The following is a 13,272-nucleotide window of genomic DNA, read 5'->3' as shown; positions in this document are numbered from 1 at the left end:
GAGTACTACATGAATTCTTTAAAGCTTATCGCACCAGTAAGGTCAGTTTTTATGATGAAACAAATGTTAGAAGCAAAAGTTGATGAAGTACATCTAGGTTTAAAGCCCTTGCAACTGATTAATTTGTCTTTTGACAGCAGGCACCAATTTGTCAATGGCACACCTACTCAAGTTGAAAGCTTAGAGGAATTAAATGAGATAACCGCAATGGGTAAGGAAAATAAGGTAAAAGTAAACTTTATGGCTAATAGCAAGTATGTACCTGAATCTTTGAAAAGAGATTATCTTTTTCACATTAAATTAGCTGTAGAAGCTGGAGTGAATAGAATCACTGTTTCAAACTTTAGTACATTAAACTGGATATCCCAAGCTGACTTTAATATCCCGATTGATGTAGGTACTTTCATGGCCGCTACTAATATTGGTTACTATCGTTATTTAGAAAGCATGGGTGTGCAAAGAGTAGGGATACCTCAAGGAATGACATTAGATGAGATAAACGATATTTCTTCTAAGACGAATTTAGAATTGATTGTTACAGGGAATTTTGGTGGCGGAAATGTATGTGGACACTGCCGACTAGAAGAATGTCCTACAGAGAATGAAATAGGGCAAGGGTGTAGAACAGGATATAAAGTGACTGATTCATTTAGTGGAGTTGATTTAGAGAACGGGCAAGTATTAGATGGTGCTACTGATTGTAGTTTATGTAGTATTCCAGAGCTAATAGATGCAGGTGTTAATTATATCAAATTAATAGGAAGAGAAGTACCCAATCCTATAACCACTTCAAAGATTTGCCAAATATATAAAACTTGGATAACAGAAGTTGAAAAGGGTAGGACTAGCAAACAGATCTATAATGATCTAGACCAAGAAGATCTGATGTGGAATATGATGTGGAAGCCAAGGTTTTGCGAAAAGAAAAGGTGTTCTTACTTAAATACACCTGTTACTAATTCATATGTCTAAGTGTGGTGGATAACTTGCAAAAGAAACAATTAAAAATTTCAGATACCTCTATTAGAGCAAGTGAAGTTCTGCAATTAGAGTGGGATGAAATCGTAATCGGGAACCCCGGTTGCTATCATAAATTTATGCAGCAAGATGATATCGAATATTGGGTTGAATATACAATAACTAATAATATTAAATTAGTCATGGAAATCCCAGTTGTTTTTCAAAAGCATGCTGAGGAATTATTAGAGAAGATAAGTGGATTTATTAATCAACATAACATTACATCGTTTATCATAAATGATTTTGGTACGTTGTTTGAAATGAAAAGGTTAGACGATAGTAACTTATTAGATATCAGAATTGGTCAACTACTAAACTTTAGTCATCATAACTCACCATGGAGTGAAAAGAGCTTAGATCATGAGTTAGACAACATAAAGTTGATAAGTAAAGAAGGTAGTTTGGAATCAGATTACATGATAGATTTATTAACTTCATTTAATGTAAAAGAAGTTGAAATCAACCCCATAACTCTGGCTGAGAAAACAAAAGAGATATATCAAAGTAAAGGGTTAAGTCTCAGCGGGGTAGTAAATGCTCAATTATTAGCTATTAGTCGCTCATGCCATGCTTTAAGACTCTTTGGGGAAGAGGTAGGTAATTGCCAAGCGCTGTGTAATAAACCATTAGATTTAGATGCGTTGTATAAGTGGGAAAGATATGATGATCAATTGAAACGTATTTCTTTAGAAACTAGAGATTCACTATCTTCACTAAAGCTTTTGGGTAATAGTGTATGGTTAGGAAAGAATGCTATTAACTCTGGAGAAAATGTTAATCTTTTAAATACAGTTTCTATGGATATAAGAGTTCAAGAGTACCATAGGTTAGTTGAGGATTACCATGTTATATTCTCAAAAAAAGTCTTAACATAGGTGGAGAGAAGTAATGAAAGTATTTGTAGATCTCATCAAACAAAGAACTAGTATTATAGCAATTGGCGCGTTGCTCTTATTTCAGTTAGTATTCGGTATCGTTTGGCTTACTAGCTATAGTGAGGTTCATCAAAGAACAGAATTAGCAACAGTTGGTTTTTTAAGTGAAAATGAAGCTTTGAAAGAATTAATTGACTTAGAAAATCAAATAGATTTTCAGGTTCAATATTACGATCAGTTGGAAAGCGCTATTTCGGATTTACAGAATAACGAGATATTTCTAATTATCTATTTAGATGAGGAATTTGCAACTAACTTAAGAATGAATCAAATGCCTAGTATTAAGTATTATACAAACGACGCAACTTCTTTAATGGTAGAAAGTATTGTTACTCCTATAATGCTAGGGGTAACCGCATCAATTGATAAGATGATTTTGTTAAACAGTACTGGAGAAATGTTAACAGCTTTAGACGTTCCTTTAGAACAGGCTCAGGAGGCTTTATCAGTTCTTTCATCAGGAATGAATTCTACAGTAGAGAATATCAATCCAATTGAGACGCATGCTGAAAAAATGATACCTCTTATGGTGGTATTATCTTCATTTGTGGGAACCATGGTTATGGCTATGTTTATGAACCAATCAGTAATGGCACTAAAAACAAAGCCTTGCTGCAAATGGAAGCTGTATATTTCATGGCTTATTGTGAATCTCCTTAGTGCTATAATAGTAGGCTTAGTGTCAGGTTTTATTATTCTAATCAGTAATTTGAATATTAATGATTTTAATCTATTAAATTTGTGGCTTTTCCAATCAGTAGGTTTATTTTCCTTTATGTTGTTAACTGCATTGTTCTTGATAATGTTTAACCAATTGGGAATGGCTGTTAATATATTTCTTTTATCTGCCCAACTGGTTACATCCGGAACCTTAATACCTCAGTTATTCTTAACGGATTTTTATCAAGAACTTAGTAACTGGCTACCGGCAACTTATATGGCTAGTGGATTATATAAAATACTGTTCACCGATCTAAGTGTGACAAGTGAAATAGGAAGCCTTCTTTTAGCGATAGGAATTAGTTTAGTAGCAATATTAATTACTTTATTCTTTAAGCTAAAACTTGAAGCGATTAAGAGTAAAAAGGAAAAAAGAGCAGTGGCTGTATAAGGTAATTATGCAAAGCTATGGGGACGCTGGAGCAGGCTAAGTGAATTTAATTAGAAACAATGGCAGTACACTATAATTTAAACTAAGACCATAGGGTGAACTACAACAACGAAAGACCATACGAATTCGCATGCTCTTTCGTTGTTGTTATAATAAATCCTTTATGTAGTTTACCATTATTAAAAGGGTAAACATTAATAGCGAGGCCGGAATAATCGATTTCTTAGGGATCTTTTCTTTATCGAAGTAATGCGTAACCAAAACAAATCCTACAGCAATAAAAGAAGTGCTCATATTGGACAAGTCCCTGTACATATCATTCACTAATACGTAAAACAAGACGTCAATCATTAAGGAGAGTGATTACATGAGTAAAGAGCAAGCAATGAAGCTTTTGAATCGATCAGACATCTATCTTACCGAGAACGGACGTCAGGAACTAATTAAGATCGTAGAGAAAGAAGGGGATTGAGATATATAGACCTACTGTACGATACCCAGACGTCTACAAGGAGTATATAGATGACGTCTTTGATACTACTACATTAGATCGTAATCAAATTATGAGAGCTGCTTTATTTCATGCAGAGCTTTCAGAGAGTTTTCAGGTGCTTATGCGTGATTATTTGAAAGAAGGGAAGGAACTACCTAAACCACGATGGAGGGATTAGATCAGTTTATTTGGCTAGAGGGACCAGCTAAACAGAAGGTTATTAGGGAAGAAGAAAGGCGACCATTCTTGATTAGTCACTCCAAAAAGAACGGGAAGATCAGTATTGTGATTGAATGAGGATGAAGGGACATTATTGTGTGTGGCTTTGAAATGAAGTTCTATCATTTATAAAAGTATCGATCAAAAATCCTGTATTGATGCAGGATTTTTTCTTTTTCGCAATACCCTATTAATAACATGGTACATGTAATATGCTAAAATTAGGAAGAGATTGTGAAAAAATGTACTTTAATTAACGGAGCAGGTTACTTGAACAAAGACCTACATGATAATAATTGGAAAAGATTTATTAGGGGGATACATAATTGGGAATTGGTATAGGGACATTTTTATATTTAATACCTATTATTTTAGTTGCTTTGGTCATTAGATGGATTAGACTCATCATGTTAAATTCAGATGAACAGGTTAAACAAAATATAGAAATAATAACACTTCTAAGAGAAATAAAGGAAAAAAAGGATTAGGGCTTTCTTGAATTAACTGGTGCGTTTCTGCAATATAGCAGGTACGCATTTTTTGCACTTGTAAAAGGAAATTAATGTTAAAATTAATACAGCGTTTATTTAAGTAACGGGCAGGATTGCATAAAAGCACGGTCAATAAGAGGGGAGGAAATTAAGTGTTTATTGGTTTTGGAAAGAAAAAAGGGAGATTTTTAGTGAATCAAACGTATTTAGGTTTGTGGATGTGTATAGGATCACTTATTCTTTTCGGTTGCTCTGAGGAAAGTGAAAGTAGGCATTTTCAAACTCAAGGAGAATATTGGGGTGGATCCATGATCGTACACAAGCATTCTAAAGATGCTATATATGCTATGGGGGAAGAACTAGATATTACGCTTGAGTATATTGGGGATAACGAAGATATTACTAACATTGAGATTTTATTTAAGGATCCATTCACTTATAGCATAAGTCTAAAGATAAATGAGTCTGAGTTTGAGAATAATACTATTAAAATAATGGATCGAAATGCTTTTGATGCAGTATATACTATTAATAATCATTTTCCAATACTAATTAAGTGGTTTGAAGGACCCGAATTTAAAGAAGAGGAAATCTACTTTGAATAAATGGATATGAACTTCTTCAACTAACGGGAGCATTCCTTCCACAGGGGTTTCTTTTTTCTTTATCAACAAAAAGGAAATTAATGTTAAACTAAAGGGGCAGATTAGTTTAGGTGGAAATAGAATTGACAAAAAGGATTTTTGGGAGGTAAATTGGATTGTCCAATATAACTGATAGTACAACTAAATATTTGGATTGTCTTAATTTAGATTTAGAGAAGCCATCATATAATTATTTAGAACAAATTTGTCATGCACAATTAAATATTTTTCCCTTTGAGAATATCAGCAAATTACGGTTTTTTAGAAATCATAATTACAATAATTTTGAAATACCTTCATTTGAATTATTTACTAAGAATTATATCGAATACAACTTTGGAGGAACTTGCTACACTTTAAACTCTAACCTAATGATTTTATTGCGGGAGATAGGGTTTGATTGTCATCATGTTATGCTTGGGGAAGAGCATATGGGGATTATAGTTAGGATTGACAATGAACGTTTTTATGTGGATTGTGGTGCTGCTGCTCCCTTTTTTAAGCCAGTACGTTTTGAGAATAATTATGAGAATATCTCTCCTTTTGGTAAAGATGAAGTATATATAATACCAGAAGAGCCACAAAGAAATAGGTACAAATATGTTCGCTACACTAATGGTAAACAAAGCGGAAAAACATGGCACTTTAATTCTCGAAAAGTAGCTAAAGTTAGTGATTTTAATGATGTTATAGAAAAATCTAATAAACCTAACGCCCCATTTATGACAATTTTAAGATGCCAACTATATCAGACCCGTAAACAAAGAAGTGTTTCTTTAGTAAATAATAAGTTCGGTATACGTTATTCAAATGGTGAAACAAGTGTTGAAACATTATCATCGCCAGAGGAAATTAGAGCTGTGCTATCAGAAGAGTTTTCGTTACCCAAAATACCAGTGATTGAAGCTATTGAAGTTTTAAAGACATTAAATATAGACATTTTTGCACAAAGCACAAATTAGATATTGAACTAACGAGGCAGGTTCCCTTAAGAAGGTATTTCTGTCAGAGTGTTGTAAAGCTTAATAATTTATTGAGGTGAGAAATGTCGATAAACGGGCTTAATAATTTTCTGTTTTCAGTTTCTGATTTAGAAAGTTCTATTGAATTTTATAAAAAAGTATTTGATGCTAAATTGTTAGTTAAGTGTAGAAACACTGCTTACTTTGATTTAGCTGGAATGTGGCTTGCTCTCAATGTAGAGAGAAAATACCTCGTAATGAAATAACTCATTCATACACGCATATTGCTTTTGCAATTGAAGAAGAAGAATTTGATCAAATGTACGATAAAAATGCAGGATTTTCTTACCGTTTTGTCGAAGTACACTACTACAATTAATATTCTGAATATACAGATATTTAAATCGGCAGGGAATTATGTAATTATTATTTTCAAGTACCATTATATATTGGGAGGGTCGCTATGGTCATGAATAACTTAATTGCCTTGGATAAGTCTTCTTCCCCTAAATTAGAAAAACAAAAACTTGAACGTGAATGGGAAAAGTTCATTATTGGTACGAACTCATCTCCAAATATCCGATCGTTAATGCATGATTCGTGGCAACGTTGTTTGGAATTTGGAATCAGTCCGCTCCAAAGTAAGACTTCCATCAACCTGAGTGAAGATCAAGTGAAGGAGTATATCTCAAGCGATCCCCTATTTCGTACGATAAAACCAGTATTTGAAAAATTAAAAGATATGTATATGGACACCGGACATTTGATTACGTTTTGTAACAATTCCGGAGATATCGTTTCTATAGATGGAGATTTGTCTTTAATGCTAAAGGCTGAGGATATGAATTTTGTCGCTGGTTCATCATGGGCAGAAATTGATGCAGGAACGAATGCCATTGGAACAGCCCTTGCCACGGGTTCTCCGATTCAAGTATTTGCAGGAGAACATTTTTGCCATGAGGTACAAAAGTGGACCTGCTCAGCTGCTCCTATCCGTGATCCAGCTACCCAAGAAATATTGGGCGTTATTGACATGACAGGTTTATGGGCCGTCAACGATCCTTATTTTTTGTCAGTCGTAACCTCATCTGCACAAGATGCAGCTAGACTACTGCGAAATCAATTAAATTTAGAACACTTTAAGTTGCTCGAATATTACCAAAGTCAAATTATTTCTCAGCAGTCAAAGTCCTATATAGCTGTTTTAGATCGCAGTTGGAAGGTGATTAAAGCATCTCCATTTTTATATGAACAAGGTTTAATAAGTCCGAACCATTTCTTTGTAAATGCTCTTTCACTATCGTTATCTTTAAAGTCAAAGACACATTGGGAAATGGAACATTGTAAGGGAATTTGGCGTTTTGAGCTAACCCCGTATATATATGGAGGTATCCCTATCGGTGCCGTTGTTAACGTGATCCCTCCATTCCAAACAAGAGGTAAGGACATATCCTTTGATACTAAAAATGCCTTGGCTGGTGTAATGGACGGCATAAGTTTATCTTTGTCTTCCAAAAATAGCAAGAATGTAATCCCTATTTCTAATCATAAAGATAAAACTAATATAAATAAATGGAGTAAAGGTACAGAGTTTTATAAAGCCGTTTTTGATCATAATCCTGACGGAATCTTTTTCTTTGATTTACAAGTGACTTTAATAGATGTGAATCCGTCTTTGGAGAGAATGATTGGATATAGTGTGGAAGAGCTTCGAAAGATTACTCTTTTATCGCTAGTTCTTCCAGAATATCAAGAAAATGTATTGGGTCATTTTGCAAAAGCAATGAAAGGAATACCTCAGGAATATGAGGTTGCCGTTAAGCACAAAAAAGGATACCGAATTGACATTAAAATAAGAAATTCCCCTATTTTTATAGACAATGAGATCGTTGGAATCTATGGAGTTGTAAATGATATTACTAAAAATAAGGAAATGGAAGAAGATTTACAATTAACGAAACAACAATTGGACTTGTTTCTTAAAAATACTGTAGATTCCATTGTTATTTTCGATTTACAATGCAACGTCATAAAAGTGAATGAAGCTTTTGAAAAAGTATTTGGTTGGACTGAGCACGAAGTAATAGGAAGGCCGCTATCGATTATTCCTGATTATTTAGTTGAAGAGTTTACCGAAACCTTAAAGAAAATATTGAATAGCGGGTATGTATTATCGTTTGAAACGATTAGGCAGCATAAAGATGGGAGTCTTATTGATGTTTTTAAATTCGTTTCGCCCATTGTCAATGCTAAGGGACAGGTATCCGCTTTCGTATCTATCTTAAGGGATATTTCAGAACGCAAAAAAATGGAAGAAGCTTTGAAAGAAAGTGAGAAACGATTACGAACTTTAATTAATGCGATGCCTGACGTAATTCTCTTTAAAGATGGAGAGGGTAGATGGCTCGAAGCGAACGATCATACGCTTACTTGTTTTCAGTTTGAAAATATTCCTTATCAAGGTAAAACAAATCGTGAACTGGCTATCCACAATGAGTTCGTTCGAGAAACATTAAATTTTTGTGAGCAATCCGATCAAAGAGCCTGGGAAAATGGCCGGATTACTCGAAGTGAAGAAATGTTTCCTCTACCTGATGGAAAAACCATTATTTTCGATGTGATAAAGGTTCCAATTTTTTATCCTGATGGTAAACGTAAAGGACTTGTAATCATTGGACGTGATATCACAGAGCTGAAGAAAACGGAAGAATTATTAATAAAATCAGAGAAGCTTGCGGTAGTCGGACAATTATCAGCAGGAATTGCCCATGAGATCAGAAACCCTTTGACTTCTATCAAAGGATTTCTGAGTTTGCTGAGATCTTCTATAGATAAGAACAACGAACGGTATTTGGAAGTAATGGTATCTGAGATGAATCGAATTGAGTGCATTACCAATCAATTTATGGCTGTAGCTAAGCCGCAGGCCACCAGTATTCAACTTCAAGATTTGAAAATTTTAATTGAACAGGTTTCCGTCGTGATTATTCCTGAAGCAATCATGAACAATATACAAATTATAATTCAGGCAGAAGCAGACATTTCATTGATTCCATGCGAAGAGAACCAATTGAAACAAGTATTTATCAATATCATAAAAAACGCGATAGAAGCGATGCCAATGGGAGGAGAAATTATCGTACAAATCAATAAAGCGGATGATCACCATGTTAATATTCGTTTTATCGATCAAGGGTGTGGGATCCCACAAGAGCGTATTCCATACCTCGGAGAACCTTTTTATACTCTCAAAGAAAAAGGAACAGGCTTAGGACTCATGATTTGTTATAAAATCATCAAAGAGCATCAAGGAACAATACTAATTGAAAGTGAGATTGATAAAGGGACAACCGTTGATATCACTTTACCTATCTCCTATATAAATCACGATTAACAACAAGAAAAGAATGATAGGATCTAGATAAAGAGGACTTCTATCTTTATATTTTATTAAATAATTAGACTACCTTAATGGTGAGAGAAAAAAGATGGCGATTGATACTAATGTTGATTTGAAATAAAGCCGTACCGTTTATAAAAAAGATGTACTGTTAAAAAAAAGTTGCACTGTTTTACCCCTTTAGATTATCTAAAGGGGTGTTTTTATAGTGAAAAGGAAAAGAACATATGAATTGAATGAGCGATTAAGGAACTTTTGAGTGACAATAAGTTGTTCCTTTAAAGGGCCATATAATTAAATAACAACCGGCACTGAGATTGGATAATTATGTTAAAGTAATTAGAGATTGTGAAGGATTGTACTTAAAGTAACGGAGCAAGATTGTCCAATAAGTAAGGAATATCGCAGTTCACCCCAATATATAGTGTTAACTGATATGATTAAGCAGGAATTTGTGAGGGACTTAATTTTATTTTTGGAGGACATATTGTTGAAGATACTTAGACTTATTTTAGCAATTATTGTTGTTGCTTTATCAATTTATGCTTTGATAACTGGCATAACAGGAGCAATAATTCCTTATGTATTGTTTTTCTTAGCGTTAATTCTTTTAGTTACTGGAATTACTGAATTTCGCGAAAAAAGAAAGGCAACTGCCATTACACTTTTCTTTGTAACTGAATTTAACTTCTATGTTTCATTTAATATTTTATTCAACTAACTGGTAGCGATTGCTCAATAAAGGGTAATCGCTTCTTCTTGTTGAAGTAAAGAATCAGGTTTGTTGAATAACTAATGATGACTGTAAAACCTTATTGATAAATTACAATTAATCCTTTGTATATCTCAAAACAATTTTATTTTTTGGTAAAAGGAAAGGATAAGTTATGACTTCATATCAAATAAAGAAATTCAAGGATTTTTCTTTTATAGTCGTGCGACACCCTCTCGTTTATTATTAATAGAATCTCGCACAATCGAATGTCTACTTTAATTCTATTAAATGGTATAATAGTTATAAATTCCAATTATAGGAGGTATCCATCTTGGATTTAACTCATGTGCGTTTGCTTGTAGATAATTATAAAGAAAGTTTTTTATTTTACAGGGATTTATTAGGTTTCGAAGTCACTTGGGGAGATGCACTTTCTTTATATGGTCAATTTAAAGTAGGAAATGTAAATGTAGGATTATTTGAACGAAAGCAAATGGCTGAAGCAGTAGGGTTTCCTTATTCTCCAGATGATCATCGGGTCGATAGAGTGGCATTAATTCTTAAAGTAGAAAGTGTAGAAGAGAGTTATAACGAATTAAAAGAAAAAGTTGAATTTGTTACGAAACCTAAAGAGCAAGAGGATTGGGGAATTAAAGTCGCTCATTTTAGAGATATTGACGGGTTTCTTATTGAAATTTATGAAAATCTTTAGCGGCAGAGATAGCTTATTAAGAAACCAATATGTCATTTATGAAATCTAGCATGAGCCTTAACAGTACTTGTAGCCGTGGCAATAAGGGGTGCATTTGAATTCTATTACCACACCTATCTTGCAAACATAGAAGTCGGAATGAACCGCTCAGGCAGTCCTAAATGACAAACTGATAACTAAAAAGGCGGTCTACTTCTTGTGTTGGTCGAAGATAAGTTTTGGTTCGTTAAATGATAAAAAGTTCAATGTTTTACTTGAGGTACACCTGATTCATGATAAAAACTAGGTATATACGGTACATTCTTATCCGCCCTTTATATTAAAAAGGTCGTTTAGTCATTTATCTAGGTTAATTTCTTATTAGTTGCCAATTAGGCATTTACCGTTTTAAGAAATTATGCGATTAAATCTGTTTTTTCCTTTGTGAATTTAGTTTTTCTACATCACAACCGAACTGACAAATAATTATATTTGGTATCAAGATCTAGGTAGATGACATGAGTCATTTACTTTTTTTATATGCAATTTTCAAGGTTTGGGCGGAAAGGCAAGCTACGAAAACAGGCTGCAAGCAATAAGTTACTGTATAAGGGGTGAGAAAATGGGTAGGCGAATCAAACATACTGAAAATGATGTGAATTCTTTAGCAAGGCTCATGCTGGCAGAGGCAATTGGTGAAGGCGTCGAAGGAATGGATATGGTTGGAACGGTTGTGGCCAATCGGGTTGAGGCAGACTGTGAGCCGGACTTCACTAATTTACGTAATATCCGTCATGCTATTTATCAAACGATACCGGGAACGGGAATTCCTCACTTCGAGCCTGTTTTAAATGGAGCCTTGTATACACAGCGTCCCACAGAAGAAGACCTCCAGAGGGCTAGAAATTTGTTGCAAGGTCATCGGAATCCACGAGCCCGAATGAATTTATGGTTTTTTAATCCGAGTCCGGGGCAAGCATACCGAGACCCTTGTACCCCCACGATGCCAAGGTCCCCTATGACGCAGTTCGATTTTGCACACAAGAATCATTGCTTCTATGTCGGTGTACCGGGCTACTGCCCAGAGTTTTATAGATAAATGAAAAAAAGGAGATGGACTTCTCATGAATTATGGAAACTCTAGTAATTATCCAATGAGCAATCAGGCTGGTTTTCAACCAGCAACTATGATGGGGGGCGATACCCCGCAACAATTTACCGGCTTCCAGGCGGGGATGCCTTCTGGTCCTGCGTATTCTGTGCCAGTGGTTCCAATGGGAACAGGACAGCAGCTGCTAATGGGCAGAGTTGAAGAATCGTTTATTGAAAATATTCTGCGCTACAACAAAGGCAAGGTTGGTACATTCTACTTTACTTACCAAGGGAACAGCGAATGGAATGCAATGGTTTACCAAGGCCGTATTGAAACAGCTGGCCGTGACCATATCATTATCAGCGACCCTGCTAGCGGTAAACGATACCTGCTGATGATGGCAAATCTCGACTGGGTAGAATTTGATGAAAGAATTAACTATCCTCACACGGAAATTAGTCCGGAAATCCAGGCGTCCATGGAAGTATCGGAGTGATGCAGAAGAACAAAAAAACCGCTATCAAAATGAACTGAACCAGGTCAAGCAGACAGTGGAAATAATAAAAAAGATTTAAGCGGCTGTATATTCCATAGGCCGTTTAATCGTTTTGGGTAGACACTCTAGTAGATAATGTTAGCCATTAATTAAACAAGGTAATACAAAACAAAACTAAATAAACAAATTCTTTCTTGTTTTACAAATAGAATGGATTTGGTAGGCTGCTTTTATGAAATCATAAACTTCTGGTTAGCTGATAGCAATCTTTAAGAACCAGAGGAGATCGTGATTGAAGCGACGAAAATCGCCGCTAATGTATACTGAAAGGTGTCCGTCCATTTAGGATCGTATTTTCTACTTTAAGGGAGAAGAGTGTGATTAGGACACTGTTAATGGTTCTACCATTCAAGAGACGATTGCATTAAATGTGATCGTTTTATCATATTAGACTATTATTGCGCAGCAAGTAATTAAACAACCTGCTAAAAAATTACTAAGCAATTCTTTCAAACCTAATTTGTTATTTTCTGGTTTGTTTTATTTTGTCAGATGAAAATAGATTGGACAGATATTGAAATTAATGATTACGCTAATGCTGAAGCTGTTATAGTGCGAACATTTAAAATGACTAAGAAATAATTGATAAAATGTGATGTAATTAGTGTTTCTGTACCCTTGACTCCGGATACAGAGAATTTAATTTCTGCAAGTGAGTTATCACTTATGAAAGAAAATGGAATTCTGATTAATACATCTAGAGGAAAAGTAATTAATGAAAAAGATCTTTATGATGCATTATTGCTGAATAAAATATTCGGTGCTGCTGTCGATGCATTTGCCGAAGAACCTGTATCAAAAGATCATCCACTACTGAAGTGTAAAAACTTTATCGGAACCCCACATAATGGAGCAAATACTAAGGATGCTCTTATTAGAATGGGAACAGAGGCAGTAGACGAAATTATAAAATTGATGAATGAAGAATAGACTTTATCCGAG

The 13,272-nt window shown here is 34.6% G+C and carries 12 protein-coding genes and 1 pseudogene; all 13 read left to right on the top strand.

All coding sequences use genetic code 11. The features are described 5' to 3' along the window. The first annotated feature begins 9 nt into the window (after positions 1-9). The 13 genes and pseudogenes from RYX56_RS06500 (at position 10) to RYX56_RS06440 (ending at position 13,260) form a co-directional block, all read left to right on the top strand. Positions 10-972, top strand: a complete 963-nt coding sequence (locus RYX56_RS06500) for a peptidase U32 family protein (protein ID WP_317121241.1) — start codon at positions 10-12, stop codon at positions 970-972. Positions 973-986: 14 nt separating this feature from the next. Continuing rightward, positions 987-1,895, top strand: a complete 909-nt coding sequence (locus RYX56_RS06495) for a hypothetical protein (protein ID WP_317121240.1) — start codon at positions 987-989, stop codon at positions 1,893-1,895. 13 nt (positions 1,896-1,908) lie between these two features. After that, positions 1,909-3,066 (top strand): ABC transporter permease, encoded by a 1,158-nt coding sequence (locus RYX56_RS06490; RefSeq protein WP_317121239.1) that lies wholly within the window; start codon positions 1,909-1,911, stop codon positions 3,064-3,066. A 1,038-nt stretch (positions 3,067-4,104) separates the two neighbouring features. Next, positions 4,105-4,266 (top strand): hypothetical protein, encoded by a 162-nt coding sequence (locus RYX56_RS06485; RefSeq protein ID WP_317121238.1) that lies wholly within the window; start codon positions 4,105-4,107, stop codon positions 4,264-4,266. A gap of 155 nt (positions 4,267-4,421) precedes the next feature. Then, positions 4,422-4,874, top strand: a complete 453-nt coding sequence (locus RYX56_RS06480) for a hypothetical protein (protein WP_317121237.1) — start codon at positions 4,422-4,424, stop codon at positions 4,872-4,874. A 155-nt stretch (positions 4,875-5,029) separates the two neighbouring features. After that, positions 5,030-5,875, top strand: coding sequence for an arylamine N-acetyltransferase (locus tag RYX56_RS06475; RefSeq protein ID WP_317121236.1), 846 nt, complete (start codon positions 5,030-5,032; stop codon positions 5,873-5,875). A gap of 83 nt (positions 5,876-5,958) precedes the next feature. Then, positions 5,959-6,197 (top strand): annotated as a pseudogene (locus tag RYX56_RS06470) (VOC family protein); the annotation flags it as partial. A gap of 147 nt (positions 6,198-6,344) precedes the next feature. Then, a complete protein-coding gene (locus tag RYX56_RS06465) occupies positions 6,345-9,269 on the top strand; it encodes a PAS domain S-box protein (protein WP_317121235.1) in 2,925 nt (974 codons plus the stop codon). Positions 9,270-9,765: 496 nt separating this feature from the next. Beyond that, a complete protein-coding gene (locus RYX56_RS06460; RefSeq protein WP_317121234.1) occupies positions 9,766-9,996 on the top strand; it encodes a DUF3953 domain-containing protein in 231 nt (76 codons plus the stop codon). A 325-nt stretch (positions 9,997-10,321) separates the two neighbouring features. Then, positions 10,322-10,702, top strand: coding sequence for a VOC family protein (locus RYX56_RS06455; protein ID WP_317121233.1), 381 nt, complete (start codon positions 10,322-10,324; stop codon positions 10,700-10,702). Positions 10,703-11,303: 601 nt separating this feature from the next. Beyond that, positions 11,304-11,780: a cell wall hydrolase gene (locus RYX56_RS06450; RefSeq protein ID WP_317121232.1), complete on the top strand. Its 477-nt coding sequence runs from the start codon at positions 11,304-11,306 to the stop codon at positions 11,778-11,780. 25 nt (positions 11,781-11,805) lie between these two features. Next, the gene (gene gerQ, locus RYX56_RS06445; RefSeq protein ID WP_317121231.1) at positions 11,806-12,270 is read left to right on the top strand and encodes a spore coat protein GerQ; all 465 of its coding nucleotides are present in this window, start codon (positions 11,806-11,808) and stop codon (positions 12,268-12,270) included. Positions 12,271-12,912: 642 nt separating this feature from the next. Further along, positions 12,913-13,260, top strand: coding sequence for an NAD(P)-dependent oxidoreductase (locus RYX56_RS06440; protein ID WP_317121230.1), 348 nt, complete (start codon positions 12,913-12,915; stop codon positions 13,258-13,260). Positions 13,261-13,272 lie beyond the last annotated feature (12 nt).

Origin of the sequence: Alkalihalophilus lindianensis (assembly GCF_032843265.1) — a bacterium.
Classification (GTDB): domain Bacteria; phylum Bacillota; class Bacilli; order Bacillales; family Bacillaceae_D; genus Alkalihalophilus; species Alkalihalophilus lindianensis.
The sequence above is the reverse complement of the archived record's forward strand: the minus strand, read 5'-3'. Positions and strand labels throughout refer to the sequence as shown.